Genomic DNA, 17,939 nt, shown 5'->3' on the forward strand with positions numbered 1-17,939 from the left:
CTGCGATGATATCGCCTGTCGGGGGTGCTGATCGCCACCTTGAAACCTATTAGGTAAAGCAGAATCAGCAGAGCGTTTTTTCTTTAATGAAGCGGCTCACCAGATTGCTTAACTCTTGTGCTGTCGGTTGAGCTAATGCCTGCTCCGCCAGCGCCTTCGCATCTTCGTAATTCGCATTACGGATGATTTTCTTGATGCTCGGGATAGAGATCGCACTCATGCTGAATTCGTCCAGACCCATTCCCAATAACAGTAGTGTAGCACGTTCGTCACCGGCGAGCTCACCACACATCCCTGTCCACTTGCCTTCGGCATGAGACGCATCGATAACCTGCTTAATCAGGGTAAGGACGGCTGGGGACATCGGGTTATAGAGATGAGAAATCAGCTCATTACCGCGATCAACTGCCAGAGTATACTGGGTTAAGTCATTTGTCCCAATACTAAAGAAGTCGACTTCTTTGGCTAAATGTGGCGCGATTGCGGCAGCGGCAGGGGTTTCAACCATCACGCCGACTTCAATGCTTTCGTCGAAGGCTTTACCTTCTTCTCTCAGCTGCGCTTTCAGCATCTCCAGTTCGGCTTTCAGCTCACGCACTTCTTCCACGGAGATAATCATCGGGAACATGATACGCAGTTTGCCAAAGCTGGACGCGCGCAGAATGGCACGCAGCTGGGCGTGCAGGATTTCTTTACGATCCAGACAGATACGGATAGCACGCCAGCCAAGGAACGGGTTCTCTTCCTTCGGCAGGTTCATGTAAGGGAGATCTTTGTCGCCGCCGATATCCATGGTACGGACGATAACTGCCTGAGCGCCAACGGCTTCGGCAACTGCTTTATACGCCTGGAATTGCTCTTCTTCGGTAGGCAGGGAGTCACGATCCATGAACAGGAATTCGGTACGGTACAGGCCGACACCTTCTGCACCGTTACGCTCAGCACCAGCGACATCACGCACGGTACCGATGTTGGCACAGACTTCAACCTGATGACCATCCAGCGTGATGGCTGGCAGATCTTTCAGCTTGGCCAGCTCATACTTTTCAGCGTTGTACTGTTGCTGAATGGCTTTTAATTCTTCAATTTTTTCCGCGGTCGGATTCTGATAGATCTGGTTGTTTACGGCATCCAGAATCAGATAGTCGCCATTTTTGACCTGACGGGTCACATCGGTCGTGCCGACGATCGCAGGCAGTTCCAGCGAGCGGGCCATAATGGAGGTGTGGGACGTGCGGCCACCGAGATCGGTAATGAAGCCCAGCACTTTGTCCAGATTCAGCTGCGCGGTTTCTGACGGCGTCAGATCCGTTGCAACCAGAATGACTTCATCCTGAATATCGCCCAGATCGACGATGGTCATATTGAGAATGTTGCGTAGCAAACGCTTCCCGATATCACGCATGTCTGCGGCGCGTTCTTTCAGATATTCATCATCAAGCTCTTCCAGTGCTTTAGCCTGGTTTTCGATAACGGAAAACGCAGCGGCATCGGCGGAAGCATGTTCATCTTTAATCAGGGCTATGATTTCCTGCTCGAACTCTTCATCTTCCAGCAACATGATGTGGCCTTCGAAGATGGCTTCTTTCTCTGCGCCCAGCGTCTCGCCCGCTTTCTTCTTGATAGCTTCCAACTGTGCGGATGCTTTGGAACGGCCAGTCAGAAAACGTTCAATTTCCTGCTCCACCTGATCCGCAGAGATTTTTTTCCGGTTGATGATAATTTCATCTTCTTTCAGTAACAGTGCCTTACCAAAAGCAATTCCCGGTGATACTAATATGCCTGAAATCATAACCCTACCTTACTCGATTCTGATGTTCACTAAAAAGACCCGTTGCTTACTCGAGCTCGGCCATCAGCTTAACCAGATGTTCAACCGCTTTTTGTTCGTCTTCGCCTTCCGCAGCGATGGTAACCACAGTTCCTTGGGTTAAGCCGAGTGTTTGTAATTTGAACAGGCTTTTGGCGCTAGCGCTCTTACCGTTGGACGTCACGGTGATTTCAGAAGTGAAGCCTTTGGCTTCTTTGACGAACTGAGCAGCGGGACGAGTGTGCAGGCCATTCGGTGCGGTGATAGTCACTTCTTGCTGGAACATGCTTTTTTTCCCCAACTTATGGATTAGATTAATGTTGTGGAACTAAAGTTTAGCTGATTCACTGAACTTTAGCCTGTTTGGTTAGCTCCTGATTTATGTTACAGGGGCGGGCCACGATGCGACAAGAAAACCGTCAAACGTATTTCCTGGATAAAATACCATCAAATACCGTCGCCCCCGCTACCCATTATCTTAACCTCGGTCGCAAAACGGCGATGTGGCTATCGTGCGCAGGAAAAAAACGTTCTGCGCAGGACAAAAAACAATGTGATGGGGCGTGGTATTTGTCTGACATTAATTTCACGCATCAAAATAATTGTTCGGTTAAATACTAAACCTGATGTAGAAAAGCAATCTGTATGTGGTGGAAAGTTTGAAGTGTGCCACAAAAAAGCACCTAAATAGGTGCTTTTTTAACACATTGGTCACTTGTTGTTCGAGTGCGGCCGGGAGATTATTGTTGCAGTTCCTGCTCGGTAAACAGGTCGGCAAAGAGTGCCGTGCTGAGGTAACGTTCGCCGGAAGAAGGCAGAATCACAACGATGGTTTTGCCTTCAAACTCTTTCTCTTTGAGCAAATTCAGCGCTGCGGCAACGGCGGCACCGGAAGAAATCCCAGCCAGAATGCCTTCTTCTTCCATCAAACGGCGTGCGGTGCTGATCGCTTCTTCATTTGTCACTTTCTCTACGCGGTCAATCAGTTTCAGATCCAGGTTACCCGGAATGAAACCCGCGCCGATGCCCTGAATCTTGTGCGGGCCTGGTTTCAGCTCTTCGCCAGCCAGCGCCTGAGTGATTACCGGTGAATCGGTTGGTTCAACCGCCACGCTGATGATAGCTTTGCCTTTGGTGTTCTTGATGTAGCGGCTGACACCGGTCAGCGTACCGCCGGTACCGACGCCGGAGATAAAGACATCAACCTGACCATCTGTGTCTTCCCAGATTTCAGGACCGGTAGTTTTCTCATGAATTTCTGGGTTAGCGGGGTTGCTGAACTGCTGTAGCAGCAGATAACGGCTCGGATCGCTGGCGACAATCTCTTCCGCTTTGGCGATGGCACCTTTCATACCTTTCGCGCCTTCGGTCAGCACCAGATTGGCACCCAGCGCTTTCAGCAACTTACGGCGCTCGATGCTCATGGTTTCCGGCATGGTGAGCGTGAGTTTGTAACCGCGAGCCGCTGCGACGTAGGCCAGAGCAATCCCTGTGTTTCCGCTGGTAGGTTCAACCAGCTCAATGCCTGGTTTTAGAACGCCGCGTTTTTCTGCATCCCAAATCAGGTTGGAGCCGATACGGCATTTTACGCTGAAGCTGGGGTTGCGGGATTCCACTTTAGCCAGAATGCGTCCGTTGCCGATACGGTTCAGGCGAACCAGCGGCGTATGGCCGATTGTGAAAGAATTGTCTTCGTAGATCTTGCTCATAGCCTGTCCTTATAACTGTATGAAATTTTTGCGAACATAGAGAGAATACTCGTTCACACCTTTCAGTGAAGTAAAGAATTGCTATATCGTTATGTTCTTAAGAAATATCTTTTCATTACAATAGAAAGCACTGGCTGTGATCAGCCAGTGCACATGCGCTTTTTATGACGCTTTTTTCGGCAGCGTTGCAGACAGATCCCGATAGCGATCGACCCACAGTTGCGTTGCGCCACATACCGCGACGGGCATGATGACCAGATTCAAAAAAGGCACCAGCGTAAACAGGCTGACCAGAGCGCCAAACTGCATATTGGCGACCTTGTGGCGGCGTAATGCTTGCCGCATGGTGGAAAAGCCCACTTTGTGGTTATCAAACGGATAATCGCAGTACTGAATCGCCAGCATCCACGCGCTGAACAGGAACCACAGCACCGGCGCGACAGTTTGCCCGATGCCGGGGATGAAATAGAGGAGCAATAGCACAATCGCGCGTGGCAGGTAATACGCCAGCTTTTGAACTTCACGCTTCATAATCCGCGGGACATCCTTGGCGATGCCGAGCATGCCGCTGTCCGGCAGCGTCTGGCCGGTTAATTTTGCTTCCAATTGCTCCGCCAATAAGCCGTTAAACGGTGCGGCGATAAAATTGGCGATAGTACTGAATAGGTAGCTGAATACCAGCAGGATGGAGAGGACGGCGAGTGGCCAAATGAGGTAGCTAAGCCATTGCAGCCAGCTCGGAATGTGGCTCATGAGCTGGGGAATCCAATCATTCAAGCGGGTGAAAAGCCACCAGAAAGCACCGCCCATCAGCACGATGTTCATGAGTAAGGGAAGGATGACGAAACGTCGGATGCCCGGCAGTGAGATCAAACGCCATCCGGCAAGAAAATAGTGTATTCCGCTACGAACCTGGCCTGCGGTGTTGCCGTAAGACGGTTTTTCGAAAGACATAGTGACAATATACTCAGTCATTTGTTTGTTGAGGCATCATATCGGGATGATCTTATGCTGACTAGCCCGCATTTGGATGAAAAAACAGCAAAAAAGTGCGTTGTATCTATCTTTATTGTCATAAAGTACCGTGCAGGCTTGCACTTGTGTACTCAGGCAAATAGAGTTAGTAGTATAAGTATTTGCCGTGGTGGCAATGTATTGTTGGAACAATTGGGATAGCAATGATGCAGGACTTGCGTCTGATATTAATCGTTGTTGGCGCGATCGCTATAATAGCGCTTTTACTGCACGGCTTGTGGACTAGCCGTAAAGAGCGCTCGTCCCTTTTTCGTGACCGCCCGGTTAAACGCGCAAAGAAAGCGCGTGATGAAACGCCGCTTGACGAGCTGGATGAAGGCGTTGGCGAAGTTCGCGTGAAGGGTGCGCGTCCGCAACAGAATGAGCCCTCATTTGGCAGCGCGTCATTTGACAACTCGTCATTTGATAACCGTCCATTTGATAATCAGTCATTTGATAATAACAGTGCTCGTGAAGAGATTCGCCCAGAGGCGAAATCGCCGTTCGAGCATCTGTCTCCCGTCTCTTCTTACGATCCTTTACTGGATGAAGCCACGCCGGTGGATTCTCCGCGTTCACAGGTGCGTGGCGATAGCAACCCGCAGGTTGTCAATCCCAGAGAAACGCCTACCCAGCCGAACATTGACACACCGCGTGAGTCATTTGCATATGATGCGCCGCCATCTACCCCGCAGCAGCCTGCTGCGCATTCGCTGCATGAGAAGGTTCAACCTGCGCCTGCGCAGCCTCAGCAACCCGCTGAGCCTGTTGAACCCGTAGCGGCAAAAGAAGCGGTTCTGGTGCTGCACGTCGTGGCGCATCAGGGCGGAGTTATTGGCGGCGAACTGCTGTTGCAGAGCCTGCTTCAGGCCGGTTTCCAGTTTGGTGAAATGAACATTTTCCATCGTCATGTGAACCCAGCGGGTGCCGGTCCGGTGTTGTTCAGCCTGGCGAATATGGTTAAACCTGGTTCGTTTAATGTGGACGCGATGTCCGAATTCTCGACGCCCGGCGTGTCCATTTTCATGATGGTGCCGTCTTACGGCGACGCCAGCCAAAACTTTAAACTGATGTTACAGTCTGCGCAGCGTATTGCCGACGATGTTGGCGGCGTGGTGCAGGATGATGAGCGTCGCATGATGACGCCGCAGAAGGTTGAATCCTACAAAGCCCGCATTCGCGATGTGCTGAAAGCCAACGTCTGACAGCATAAAGTTTGTGAATGCTGTGGGTGAGAGAAGCCTCCGTTAGTGGAGGCTTTTTTTATTCTTCGACCCGGCCGTGGTGTGGTGTAAAAAGCAAGAAAAGGTGAAACGTTGTGAGTGAAGTAAAAGGATTAAAACAAGAGCTTGGTCTGATTCAGGGCGTGGGACTGCTTTCTACTTCTCTGCTGGGGACCGGCGTGTTTGCGGTTCCTGCTCTGGTCGCACAGCTGGCGCAGCAGGATAGCCTGTGGGCGTGGCCGATCTTGATTCTGTTTGTTTTTCCTATCGCTATTGGCTTTGCCGCACTGGGGCAACATTTTCCTAATGCGGGCGGCGCAGCACACTTTGTTAATCTGGCCTTTGGGCCGCGTATGGCGCGAGTGACCGGCTGGTTATTTCTTTCCGTTATTCCGCTGGGGTTACCCGCTGCTTTGCAGATTGCTGCTGGGTTTTGGCAGGCAGCATTTGGCTGGAGCGATCTGGGGTTGCTCTGCGTACAGTTGCTGACGCTGGGCGGCATCTGGCTGCTTGGCCTGCGCAGTGCAGGGTCCAGCGCCAACATTCAGATCGTTATCGCGATGTTGGTGGTGGGGTTGGTTGCTGCGATCTGGTGGCAGGGCGATATTACGCCCGCACACATTCCCTGGCCGTCGGTACAGGATCTGTCATGGTCTAACACCTTCGGCGCGCTGGCCGTGATGTTCTGGTGCTTCGTGGGTCTTGAAGCGTTTGCCCATATGGCGACGGAGTTTCGGGTGCCGGAGCGGGATTTCCCACGGGCTTTACTTATCGGCATGCTGGTTGCCGGCGCGGTTTACTGGGGATGCACGGTGGCGGTATTGCATTTTAAGGCTTACGGCGAAGGGATTGCCGCAACGGCTTCACTACCGGGTATTGTCGTGCAGCTGTTTGGTGAACATGCGCTGTGGATTGCCTGTTTTGTCGGGTATCTGGCCTGCTTTGCCAGCGTGAATATCTACACCCAGGGATTTGCCCGTCTCGTCTGGTCGCAGGCATCAAGAGGAAGTGCATTGGCAAAGCTGTCCGCGGGGCAGGCGCCGGTAAATGCGCTGTCGGTTGTGGTGACCTGTTGTCTGGTGTGCTGCCTGTTGATTTACTGGCTCAGGCTACCGCTGGATATGCTGATTGTGTACGCGAACGGCATCTTTGTACTGATCTATCTGCTGTGTATGCTGGCCGGATGGCGTTTGCTGAAAGGGCGTGCGCGCGTGATGGCGGCAATCGGGGGCCTGCTCTGCTGTGCGCTGTTGCTGATGATAGGCTGGAAATCTCTATATGCATTAATCATGCTGGCGGTGCTATGGCTGGTCCTGCCGCGCAAGTCGGTTGAACTGGTTTCTCACTGAGCCGTTGATTCTGAATTCTGTGGCGTGAAATCTGCGCTTCGGATATGCGGGGTAGGGAATTGAGCAGCGCCCTGATTAGGGCGCTGCATTGCGATGATGACGAGCTCTTGTGATGAGAAGAGTTGTTATAAGGATGAGTCGCTGTCCGTCGCTGCGGCAGGCTTTTCTTCCGTAGACAGTTTCGCTTCCAGCTCGGTCATACGCTGTTCCAGACGGGCAATCTTCTCGCGCGTGCGGAGCAGAACCTGCGTCTGAATATCGAACTCTTCACGGTTCACCAAATCCAATCGGGTCAGCTGTGCTTGCAAGACCTGACGAATCTTTTTCTCCACATCATCACCCAATTCCCGGATACCTTTTGGCATAGATTCATGCACTTGACGGGCGATTTGCTCAATCTTCTTTGGGTCAATCATGTCGCTTTCCTGATTAGGTTATATAAAGTCACTACTATAGTAGCAAGTGTAATGCCTATAAACGAAGTCTGACATCGGCTTTGCACATATTCAGCATGGTTTTACTGTAATTCAGAATAGTTTTACTGTAATTCAGCATACGTTTTGCCCTATTTCCTGCGGCGGATCAATTGCCCTATCGAGGTATTAGCGTTATAGTAAATGCGCTTATTCTCAGGGCGGGGTGTAATTCCCCACCGGCGGTAAACCAGTATACATACTGGAAGCCCGCGAGCGCTCATGCTGTGTTTTTTGATAGTAATTATCGATTTCGCAACGTGGGGTCAGCAGATCCGGTGTAATTCCGGGGCCGACGGTTAAAGTCCGGATGGGAGAGAGTAACGGTATCTGTCGGGCTATATGCCCGCTCGCGTTATTTTTGTTAGCCATTGCTATGCAACCAGTCGTAATGGTTACTCCTCAAGCTCGCCCTGATTCTGGTAATTCATAATAACATTGAGGTTTTTTACCATGAATCAGACATTACTTTCTGAATTTGGCAATCCTACTGAACGCGTAGAACGCGCACTTGATGCATTGCGTCATGGCCGCGGCGTGCTGGTGTTGGATGATGAAGATCGTGAAAACGAAGGTGACATGATCTTCTCCGCTGAAAATATGACCGTTGAACAGATGGCGCTGACGATTCGTCACGGCAGTGGCATCGTGTGCCTGTGCCTGACGGAAGAGCGTCGCCAGCAGTTGGAATTGCCGATGATGGTGGAGAAGAACTCCAGCCATTACCAAACGGCGTTCACTGTAACGATTGAAGCCGCCGAAGGTGTGACGACGGGGGTTTCCGCTGCGGACCGCCTGACCACTATTCGTGCCGCGATTGCGGATAACGCCAAGCCGAGCGACCTGAATCGCCCTGGTCACGTATTCCCGCTGCGCGCCCAACCGGGTGGCGTATTAACGCGCGGTGGTCACACTGAAGCAACGGTTGATCTGATGACGCTGGCGGGCCTGAAGCCGTCTGGCGTTCTGTGTGAACTGACGAACGATGATGGCTCAATGGCGCACGCGCCGGAAGTGATCGCGTTTGCCAAGCAGCACAACATGCCGGTACTGACGATTGAAGATCTGGTGGCTTACCGCATCGCGGCAGAGCGCAAAGCCAGCTGATTCTTGCGGATACCGCGCAAACAAAAGGGCCGATTAATCGGCCCTTTTCTGTTTTATGGCTTAGGTTTTGAACGATACGTTTTTCGAACAACCTAGCGTTTTAATGACTTACGGCTTTTTTGCCAGCAGCGTGGCGAAGCGCAGTTTGATGCGGTTGCCGTGTGCATCCGTCTTGTGCAGTTCACCCATATCCTCGTTGTATTTGAGGATCTCCCAGTCGGCGTAATAGTTCTTCAGCTCGCCTTCTTTAAAGGTAAATGAGAAGGGCATTGGGCATGGGCAATCTTCCGTCGACATCGCGGCAATAATCAGGTTATAGCCACCGTTAACGGTGCTGTCCTGCATATTGCTGATGATGTGCGGAATGCGATCGCGTTCCAGAAACATCAGCACGACAGTCGACAGGATAAAGTCGTACTGCTCTTTGATTTCCGCCAGATTGATGTTGTAAACGCCTGCACGGATGTTTTCCAGCGCTTCGCTCTTGATGATGTTATTCAGCGAATCAATGCTCTGCTCGTGCTTATCACAGGCTGTTACGTCAAACCCACGCAGGTTCAGATACAGTGAGTTACGACCGCCGCCGCAGCCTAAATCCAGCGTTTTGCCCGGTTTGATGTACTGCACCGCGTTGATCACTTCGGAGTGGGTTCGCGTCAGACCGTATTTTTTATGATAGAAATCTTCCGCCGAGCAGAAAAAGCTGAGCTGACATTCCAGATCGTCAGAGAAGGAAACAATGCGGTGCCACGCCTGCGGCTCAACAAACGGCGGCTGCTTCTCCTCGGAGAACTGGAACGTCTCCAGCGTCTCGCCGTCTTCGGTCAGCATGGAAAAGGTCATTTCCCCTTTCAGCACAGTCAATTTTGCCCAGGTGCCTTCCTGCGTGTTGTGCTTTTCCTGAAACGCGGCAGGCAGCGTCTGGCTGTTCCACTGCGGCATTTTCTTATAACAAATGAGATCTTGCATCTTTACCTCTGTAAATTCCAAAAGCGATGGCCGTATTCTATTAATCCGCACGCAGACTGACTAGAAAATATGTATTTTAAATGCATTATTTATTTTGCCGTGTCAGGCCGTGGTTGAAGTTACAGTGGAAAGCTGTCGCAGCAGCGGAAATGCCTCTTTCATGCGTTCACCGCCGACTACAAAGGCGCGCAGCGCCTGCTGACTATCCAGCGCTTTCGCTACCATCCCCTGCTCGTTCCATTCCTGCTGCCAGTGCAGGTCGCCACTCGTGATATCACCCGCCATCTGTAAAGGAAACAGCGGCGTTTTGATTTTAACCAGCATCGGCGGCAGCGTCAGCACCTCACTGGCTCCCAGCAGGTTTTTCGCCAGCGTCATCGCGCTGAGCTGAATCGGCTGCAGGAAAGGCAGGAGCTTGCCGCCAATCTCTGCGCAGTCGCCCAGCGCGTAAATCTGCGGGTCGGTGGTCTGTAACTGTGTATTGGTCTGAATGCCTTTCTGCACCGTTAACCCCGCCGCTTTCGCCAACTGCGTGTTGGCCTGCAAACCGATAGCGGAGAGGACTTCGTCCACTTCGACAGCCCGACCATCGGTAAATGTGGCCAGCACGCCGGTTTCGGTTTTTTCCAACTGCTGTAAGTTCATGTTCAGCAGCAGTGAAACCCCTTGTTGCGTCAGCGTGAATTGCAGGCGCGCGCTGACTTCGGGCGGCATCAACGCGGGCAGAATGCTGCTGGCGCAGTCAACCAGCGTGACCTGTTTTCCTGCGCGCTCCAGATCCATCGCCAGCTCAGTACCGATGAGCCCGGCACCAAGCACCAATATCCGCTCGGCCTGCCAGAGTCGGCCTTCATGGGCGCGGTATTCCTGCTGACTATTGAGCGTCAGCATATGTTCGCGTCCCGGAATCGGCGGCACCATCGCACTGGCACCCGTTGCGAACACCAGCTTGTGGTAATCATAGCGATCCGTGCCGCAGATGACCTGCTGCGCATGGCGTTCAATGGCGGTGACGCGCGTGTTGGCCAGCAGCGCAATACGGTTTTCTTCGGCAAATGCGCTTGCCTGCATCTTGGTCAGATCGTCGGCGTGCTGTTGCAGGCTGATCACATGGCTTAAATCCGGTTTGTTGTACTCATCGCCGCTGTCGGCGGTGATCAGGCGGATAGGGCAGTGCGCATCCAGCTTGCGCAGTTGCCGGATGAGCTGGCGGGCAGCAAAGCCCGCGCCAATAATCACGATATCTTTCATCATCCTCTCCTTAGCGAATCGGATTGAAAACGTCTTTGCCCAGCCCGCATTCCGGGCAGAGGAAGCTGTCTGGTACGTCCGACCACAGGGTGCCAGGTGTAACATCCTGCATCGGCTCGCCAAGTGCCGGATCGTAAATCCATTGGCAGACGCTGCACTGCATACAGCCGCTTTCTGACTGCACCGCTGGCTGTGCGGTTGACTGTGGCGCCGCGACTTCACTGCAACCACAGGCGCTCTCGGCGGGGGCGCTCACACTCTGCGGGGCGCTGGCGGTTTGCGGTGCCGCAGTGGGCTGTTTTACTGGCGAAATGACACGACGGGCTGGTGTATCATCCAGCGGATGCAGCGCCCACTGACGAGCGATTTCGCGGCCGTGTTCGCGGCAAATTTCCAGTGCGGAACCGTCAGGACGCCACTTGGTTTTCAGCGCCAGCGTGGTTTCAAAACCGGCGTCCATCAGACGGGTTTGAATGCGATCTACCGCGCCGCCGTTCCAGCCGTAGCTGCCGAACGCTGAGGCTTTCTTGTTTTGGAAACGCAGGCCGGTGATCTCTTCCAGCATGGCGGCGACCTTCGGCATCATCACGTTATTCATGGTGGATGAACCGACTAACACGCCTTTCGAGCGGAAGACCTGCGTCAGTATTTCGTTCTTGTCGTGGCGGGCGACGTTATAGATTTTCACCGCTACGCCGGGGTCAACATCGTTGATGCCTTGCGCGATGGCGTCGGCCATCATGCGGGTGTTATTGGACATCGTGTCGTAAAACAGCGTGATGCGGTCTTCCTGATAGCTGTCCGCCCATTTCAGATACAGGTGGATGATCTGGGCAGGATCGTCACGCCATACCACGCCGTGTGAGGTTGCAACCATCGACAGCGGCAGGTTGAAGCCCAGCACTTCATGGATCTTGGCGGTGACTAAGCGGCTGAACGGCGTCAGAATATTGGCGAAATAGCGCTGGCACTGTTCGAACAGTTCTGTCTGATCTACCTCGTCATTAAACAGGTGCTCATCGCAATAGTGCTGGCCGAACGCATCGTTACTGAACAGCACGGCGTCCTCGGTCATATAGGTCATCATGCTATCCGGCCAGTGCAGCATTGGCGTTTCGATAAAGATCAGCTGCTTGCTGTTGCCGATATCCAGCGTGTCGCCGGTTTTGACCGTGTGGAAATTCCACTCCGGGTGGTGGTGGTGACCGGTGATGGAATCGATCGCGTTGTGGGTACAGTAAATTGGCGTGTTGGGAATACGTGCCATCAGTTCGCTCAGCGCGCCGGCGTGATCCTCTTCGGCGTGGTTGATCACGATGTAGTCAATCGTGTTCAGATCCACTTCTGCCATCAGGTTCTGCACAAAATCGCGGCTGAACTTGTGATCGACGGTATCGATCAGCACGGTTTTTTCTTCGCGGATCAGGTAGCTGTTGTAGCTGCTGCCTTGCAGCGTCTTGTATTCGGTGCCGTGAAAATCACGCACTTCCCAGTCGCGTTGTCCAACCCAGTGGATATTGTTCTTAACGTGAATTGTCATGTTCTGAAACCTCGATAGTCGTATACGGGAATATGCTGTAGAGATTGCAGAAAGCGTGCCAATTTTTAATATGTTGATTTATAACGGTTTAATAAATGATGATTGTCAAAATGACATGATTTATCTATTGTCTTAATGACACAGACTCTGTCATTAGGACACACCATGACACTCTCTATTAACGCCCTTGCCCGCATTGCCATTGAGCTACAAATGGGGCTATCAAATCAGGATCGTTTTCAGCGCTTGATTAACAGCCTGCGCCAGCTGCTACGCTGTGATGCCTCGACGCTGCTGCGTTACGAAAATCAGCTGTTCCGCCCGCTGGCGATCGACGGTCTGGCACCAGACGTGCTGGGGCGACGCTTTCGTCTGTCCGATCATCCCCGTCTGGAGGCCATTGCCCGTGCGGGCGATGTGGTGCGCTTTCCGGCAGATAGCCAGCTTCCCGATCCCTATGACGGCCTGATCCCCAGTCAGGAAGATCTTAAGGTGCATGCCTGCGTCGGCTTGCCGCTATTTGCTAATCAGAATCTGATCGGCGCGCTGACTGTGGACGGTATGGATCCCTGTCAGTTCGACCATTTTAGCGATGAAGAACTGCGGCTGGTGGGAGCGATGGCGGCGGCGGCGCTGAGCAACGCGCTGTTGATGGAACGTCTTGAGCGGCAGTTGCCCGCACCGGTGCGAGCTGAAAGTCCGGCGGCGGAAAGCGTTGAGGAAATGGTCGGGCTGTCGGAACCGATGCAGCGGCTGAAGAAGGAAGTCGATATCGTCGCGGGTTCCGATCTGAACGTGCTGATTATGGGAGAAACCGGCGTCGGTAAAGAGCTGGTGGCGCGGGCGATTCATCGCGGTTCCAGCCGGGCAACTCATCCTCTGGTGTACCTGAACTGCGCCGCGCTGCCGGAGTCGGTTGCGGAGAGCGAGCTGTTTGGTCATGTGAAGGGCGCGTTTACCGGTGCGATCCATCATCGCACCGGCAAGTTTGAAATGGCGGATAACGGCACGCTGTTTCTGGATGAGATTGGAGAACTGTCGCTGACGCTACAGGCGAAGCTGCTGCGCGTATTGCAGTATGGCGATCTCCAGCGCGTAGGCGATGACAATAGCCTGAAAGTGAACGTGCGCGTGCTGGCGGCGACCAACCGCGATCTGCGGCAGGCGGTGCTGGATGGCGCGTTCCGTGCTGACTTGTTCCACCGTCTGAGCGTGTTCCCGCTATCCGTACCGCCGCTGCGCGAGCGTCGTCAGGATGTGGCGCTGCTGGCGGGATTCTTCTGCGAGCGCAGCCGTGCGCAGCTGGGGCTGGCGCGTTTGGCGTTAACGGCCGACGCGGGCGCGCTGTTGGAACAGTACGACTGGCCGGGGAACGTGCGTGAGCTGGAACACGCTATTTATCGTGCCACCGTGCTGGCGCGAGCAGGTCAGGAATCAGGCGAGGTGCTGTTAGGCCCTGAACACTTCAATCTCGAACTTCCCTCCCAGCCTGTTCATGCGACCTCCGGTTCATCGAGCGCTATCGACATCGCGCCGGCGTATTTCATCAGCGGCGGCCTGCGGGAGGCAACGGACGACTATCAGCGTTGGGTCATCCAACAAACGCTGGTGCGCCATGAGAGCAACTGGTCATCCTGCGCAAGGGAACTGGAAATAGACAGCGGCAACCTGCATCGGCTGGCAAAGCGATTGGGCATCAAATAAACAAACGCCCCGAAAATTGGGGCGCTGTAGACCGTAGACAAACCTATTTACCGAACGAAAACGGGAGTAACGGAATAGAAGAGTAAAGCGTTTGCGCCATGGACAAAAACGTCAGGAACGTTTTTGAACGTTGCTCGCGACGGCCCTGAAAGGGTGAATCTCGGGATGAGATTCATATCTGCGCAAGCCGAGCGCACATGGACGTGTTTACAGCGACTTTACGATCTATCCGTTACTCCCGCTCGGCTGGCGTTAGCTACTAACCTCTAATGACTACAGGACGTAGTTAACCGCATTTCACGCACTTGGCGCTCTGAATCACCTGGAAGAAATCGTTGCCTTTATCATCGACCAGAATAAAGGCTGGGAAATCTTCGACTTCGATTTTCCAGATAGCTTCCATTCCCAGTTCCGGGTATTCCACACAGGTCAGGCTCTTGATGCTGTTCTGCGCCAGAATTGCTGCCGGGCCGCCGATGCTGCCGAGGTAGAAACCGCCGTGTTTATGGCATGCGTCGGTCACCTGCTGGCTGCGGTTGCCTTTTGCCAGCATGATCATGCTGCCGCCGTTGGCTTGCAGTAAATCGACGTAGGAATCCATACGGCCAGCGGTGGTTGGGCCTAACGAGCCGGACGGGTAGCCTTCTGGCGTTTTCGCCGGGCCCGCATAGTAGATCGGGTGATCTTTGATGTACTGCGGCAGGCCTTCACCGTTATCCAGACGTTCTTTCAGCTTGGCGTGAGCAATGTCACGGCCCACGATGATGGTACCGGTCAGGGAAAGACGGGTGGATACCGGATACTGCGACAGCGTTTTCAGGATCTCGGCCATCGGACGGTTCAGGTCGATTTTAACCGCATCGCCTTCGCCCGTTTCACGCAGATGTTCAGGGATATATTTACCCGGATTCTGCTCTAACTGCTCCAGCCAGACGCCCTTGCGGTTGATCTTGCCTTTGATGTTACGGTCAGCGGAACAGGATACGCCCATGCCGACAGGGCAAGATGCGCCGTGGCGCGGCAGGCGGATAATCCGCACGTCGTGCGCAAAATATTTACCACCGAACTGCGCGCCCAGACCCAGATCGCGCGCGGCTTCCAGAATTTCCTGCTCCAGCGCGACATCACGAAACGCCTGACCGTGTTCATTGCCTTCGGTCGGCAGTTCATCATAGTACTTGGTTGATGCCAGTTTAACGGTTTTCAGCGTGGTTTCTGCCGAGGTGCCGCCAATGACAAACGCGATGTGGTACGGCGGACAGGCCGCGGTGCCCAGTGAACGCATTTTCTCGATCAGGAAACTTTTCAGTTTACCCGGCGTCAGCAGCGCTTTGGTTTCCTGATACAGGTAGGTTTTGTTGGCGGAACCGCCGCCTTTGGTGACAAACAGGAATTTATAGTCTTCGCCTTCGGTACTGTAGAGGTCAATCTGTGCGGGCAGGTTGGTGCCGGTGTTAACCTCTTTGTACATATCCAGCGCGGCGTTCTGCGAGTAGCGCAGGTTGTCTTCAATGAACGTGTTGTACACGCCCTTGGACAGCGCTTCGGCGTCGTTACCGCCGGTCCAGACGTTCTGGCCTTTTTTACCGACGATGATCGCCGTACCCGTATCCTGACAGGTCGGCAGGATGCCCTTGGCTGAAATTTCTGAGTTGCGCAGAAATTGTAGAGCAACGTATTTATCGTTTTCGCTGGCTTCCGGATCGCTAAGAATATCGGCAACTTGCTGCTGGTGAGCGGGGCGGAGCATGAAAGAGGCATCGTGGAAGGCTTGCTGAGCCAGAAGCGTCAGCGCGGCTGGCTCGATCTTCAGGATGTCCTGACCTTCAAACTGGGCGACAGAGACAAAATCGCTGCTCAACAGGCGATATTCGGTGTCATCTTTACTGAGTGGAAACGGATCTTGGTAATAGAAGGGTTTATTCGACATTTTTTTCTCACTTGCAATTGCATTAATTAGTAAATTTTCACCTTATAGGATTCAGCATCTTATTATTAAGGCGTATTACCGCAGCACTACAGGGATGTCTCGAATACAAAAGTAGTAATCGCCATAATAGTATGGTTTTTTGTCGGGAAGTACCACTTTGGTACATCACAATAATAGGGATGCGCGTGTTATTTTTTCCCCGCAGCAGACGCGTGGAACGGCGGCACGGCACAGGTTTCCTGTATACGAACGCCACGGGAAATGGCACGCGGTTTAATGTGAAGATATTCCTCTTTTATACCCGTTATACTTCAAATTGCATGTGCGTTGGCTACGTTCACTCACCCGAATCACTTACCTGAGTAAGCTCATCGGGATTCCTTCTCTTGCCGCCTTCCTGAAATTCGAATTATTTAGGGTATAATTGGCTTAATTAAGTAAAGTAAATGGTGAAATTAAAAACAATAACCATTTATTCTTTAATGTTATTTGATGGCGATATAAAGAAATCGTTATTGGCTTTTTATCGCCTGACGAAAAATGAGATCGCCATAAAAGCCACAGTGCTGTGGCCGGTAGGATTACTGATGTGATTTTGCCAACGTAATGGCGGCAGCGATGGCAGCGCGCGCCTGCGGGCTGTTTTTCCAGCAGGTTGAGCCCGTCAGTGCGGCGGCGTTCGCCACAATATCGCTAACGTCGGCTTCACTCAGCTGTGCCAGCGTGGTGAAGCCCATTTGCTCCAGACGGGCGACTACCGCAGGGCCAACGCCTTTTACGGCCAGCAGCGCCTCACGTTCCTGTGGGGAAAACATCATGATGACTCCGTAGATAAATCAGCGAGTGTCACCATAGTGTAGCGTACTCTCTTGTTGGGCAAGGAGATTGTCGATCATCCACAGCCCTGCCGGACCGGGTGGATGCGGTTTGGACCAGACAACGTCCACGTCAATCCACTGAGGCCAGCCCGCGACAGGCAATTCCACCAGCTTTTTCCGATCGTATTGCGCCACCAGCCAGCGTGGCAGGATGCTCCAGCCGTGCCCCTGCTGCGCCATTTCCAGCAGCATAAGGTAGGACGGCGCAGACCAGACTATCCCTTCCGGTTGCAGCCGATCGCTGCGTTTATAGGTATTGAGATAGAGCTGGCGGACAGTCGCTAACTGGCTGCGCGTCACGGTTTTTTCCGTTGTCAGCGGGTGCGCGGCCGATACGAAGATGGCCATGTCGGTCTTAATCTGTAAACGCGCGGCGGCAATATCGGGCGGGTAATCCGTCTGGGCGCGCAATAGCCCGACATGCGCACGGTTCATTTGCAGCAGATCGATCACGTCATCGCCTTCCGCAATCAGGCATTCAAACTCAATATCAGGAAAATGCTGGGCGAAACGCTGAAGCACGGGTTCGTAGTGGGGCGCTTGCCAGATATCGGACAGCACAAACGTCAGACGGGGTTCGATATGGTCGGCCAGACGGATCGCCAGCCCATCCAGGTCTTCGCTGGCAGATAAGATCGCCTGCACGTGGGAAAGCACTTTTCTGCCTGCCAGCGTGAGCACCGGCTGGTGACCGGATCGATCAAACAGCGTCAGACCCAGATCGGCTTCCAGATTGGCGATGGCCGCGCTGATGGTGGACTGGCTTTTATGCAATCGTCGAGCGGCGGCGGAAAACGAGCCCGCATCAACGGTGGTAACAAAAGCCAGCAAGGATTCTGGTGAATATCGCATCGTTATCTATACCCTAAATAATTCGAGTTTCAGGAAGGCGGCGACGCAGTGAATCCCCAGGAGCTTACATCAGTAAGTGACTGGGGTGAGCGAGGAAAGCCAACGCACATGCAACTTGAAGTATGACGAG

15 protein-coding genes and 1 riboswitch are annotated in these 17,939 nt (G+C 53.2%); of the genes, 4 read left to right on the forward strand and 11 right to left on the reverse strand.

Translation table 11 applies throughout. The features are described 5' to 3' along the window. Window positions 1–64 precede the first annotated feature (64 nt). The 4 genes from ptsI to cysZ all read right to left on the reverse strand — a co-directional run bounded on the left by ptsI (window position 65) and on the right by cysZ (window position 4,473). Window positions 65–1,792: a phosphoenolpyruvate-protein phosphotransferase PtsI gene (gene ptsI / locus R9X49_RS00085; protein WP_319846716.1), complete on the reverse strand. Its 1,728-nt coding sequence runs from the start codon at window positions 1,790–1,792 to the stop codon at window positions 65–67. 46 nt (window positions 1,793–1,838) lie between these two features. Continuing rightward, a complete protein-coding gene (gene ptsH, locus R9X49_RS00090; protein ID WP_005971891.1) occupies window positions 1,839–2,096 on the reverse strand; it encodes a phosphocarrier protein Hpr in 258 nt (85 codons plus the stop codon). Window positions 2,097–2,550: 454 nt separating this feature from the next. Next, the gene (gene cysK / locus R9X49_RS00095) at window positions 2,551–3,519 is read right to left on the reverse strand and encodes a cysteine synthase A (RefSeq protein WP_039348726.1); all 969 of its coding nucleotides are present in this window, start codon (window positions 3,517–3,519) and stop codon (window positions 2,551–2,553) included. Between the two features lie 162 nt (window positions 3,520–3,681). Next, window positions 3,682–4,473, reverse strand: coding sequence for a sulfate transporter CysZ (gene cysZ / locus R9X49_RS00100; protein ID WP_319846717.1), 792 nt, complete (start codon window positions 4,471–4,473; stop codon window positions 3,682–3,684). Window positions 4,474–4,697: 224 nt separating this feature from the next. Between cysZ and zipA the strand changes: the two genes are divergently transcribed. After that, window positions 4,698–5,738, forward strand: a complete 1,041-nt coding sequence (gene zipA / locus R9X49_RS00105; RefSeq protein WP_319846718.1) for a cell division protein ZipA — start codon at window positions 4,698–4,700, stop codon at window positions 5,736–5,738. A gap of 113 nt (window positions 5,739–5,851) precedes the next feature. Then, window positions 5,852–7,105 carry an L-methionine/branched-chain amino acid transporter gene (gene yjeH / locus R9X49_RS00110; RefSeq protein WP_319846719.1) on the forward strand — a complete coding sequence of 418 codons (1,254 nt, stop codon included), beginning with the start codon at window positions 5,852–5,854 and terminating at the stop codon, window positions 7,103–7,105. A gap of 125 nt (window positions 7,106–7,230) precedes the next feature. On the opposite strand, the gene ubiK is transcribed toward yjeH, so the two are convergent. Continuing rightward, window positions 7,231–7,521 (reverse strand): ubiquinone biosynthesis accessory factor UbiK, encoded by a 291-nt coding sequence (gene ubiK / locus R9X49_RS00115; RefSeq protein ID WP_319846720.1) that lies wholly within the window; start codon window positions 7,519–7,521, stop codon window positions 7,231–7,233. A gap of 205 nt (window positions 7,522–7,726) precedes the next feature. Then, window positions 7,727–7,904: riboswitch (FMN riboswitch) on the forward strand. A 127-nt stretch (window positions 7,905–8,031) separates the two neighbouring features. On the opposite strand from ubiK, the gene ribB reads away from it, so the two are divergent. After that, window positions 8,032–8,685 (forward strand): 3,4-dihydroxy-2-butanone-4-phosphate synthase, encoded by a 654-nt coding sequence (gene ribB, locus R9X49_RS00120; RefSeq protein WP_104210040.1) that lies wholly within the window; start codon window positions 8,032–8,034, stop codon window positions 8,683–8,685. Window positions 8,686–8,793: 108 nt separating this feature from the next. On the opposite strand, the gene tehB is transcribed toward ribB, so the two are convergent. From tehB to norV, 3 genes are all read right to left on the reverse strand, one after another. Continuing rightward, the gene (gene tehB, locus R9X49_RS00125; RefSeq protein WP_319846721.1) at window positions 8,794–9,654 is read right to left on the reverse strand and encodes an SAM-dependent methyltransferase TehB; all 861 of its coding nucleotides are present in this window, start codon (window positions 9,652–9,654) and stop codon (window positions 8,794–8,796) included. Window positions 9,655–9,756: 102 nt separating this feature from the next. Further along, window positions 9,757–10,908, reverse strand: a complete 1,152-nt coding sequence (gene norW / locus R9X49_RS00130; protein ID WP_319846722.1) for an NADH:flavorubredoxin reductase NorW — start codon at window positions 10,906–10,908, stop codon at window positions 9,757–9,759. Window positions 10,909–10,915: 7 nt separating this feature from the next. Continuing rightward, entirely contained in the window at window positions 10,916–12,445 is a 1,530-nt protein-coding gene (gene norV / locus R9X49_RS00135) for an anaerobic nitric oxide reductase flavorubredoxin (protein ID WP_319846723.1), read from the reverse strand. 165 nt (window positions 12,446–12,610) lie between these two features. Here norV and norR point away from each other — a divergent pair, with 165 nt between their 5' ends. Further along, window positions 12,611–14,149, forward strand: a complete 1,539-nt coding sequence (norR, locus tag R9X49_RS00140) for a nitric oxide reductase transcriptional regulator NorR (RefSeq protein ID WP_319846724.1) — start codon at window positions 12,611–12,613, stop codon at window positions 14,147–14,149. 286 nt (window positions 14,150–14,435) lie between these two features. On the opposite strand, the gene fumA is transcribed toward norR, so the two are convergent. The 3 genes from fumA to R9X49_RS00155 all read right to left on the reverse strand — a co-directional run bounded on the left by fumA (window position 14,436) and on the right by R9X49_RS00155 (window position 17,809). Next, a complete protein-coding gene (fumA, locus tag R9X49_RS00145) occupies window positions 14,436–16,079 on the reverse strand; it encodes a class I fumarate hydratase FumA (protein ID WP_268579966.1) in 1,644 nt (547 codons plus the stop codon). Between the two features lie 581 nt (window positions 16,080–16,660). After that, complete coding sequence (locus R9X49_RS00150; protein ID WP_319846725.1) at window positions 16,661–16,897, reverse strand: helix-hairpin-helix domain-containing protein; 237 nt, start codon at window positions 16,895–16,897, stop codon at window positions 16,661–16,663. Between the two features lie 18 nt (window positions 16,898–16,915). Then, window positions 16,916–17,809, reverse strand: coding sequence for a LysR family transcriptional regulator (locus R9X49_RS00155; RefSeq protein WP_319846726.1), 894 nt, complete (start codon window positions 17,807–17,809; stop codon window positions 16,916–16,918). Window positions 17,810–17,939 lie beyond the last annotated feature (130 nt).

Source organism: Pectobacterium carotovorum (assembly GCF_033898505.1).
Taxonomy (GTDB): domain Bacteria; phylum Pseudomonadota; class Gammaproteobacteria; order Enterobacterales; family Enterobacteriaceae; genus Pectobacterium; species Pectobacterium carotovorum_J.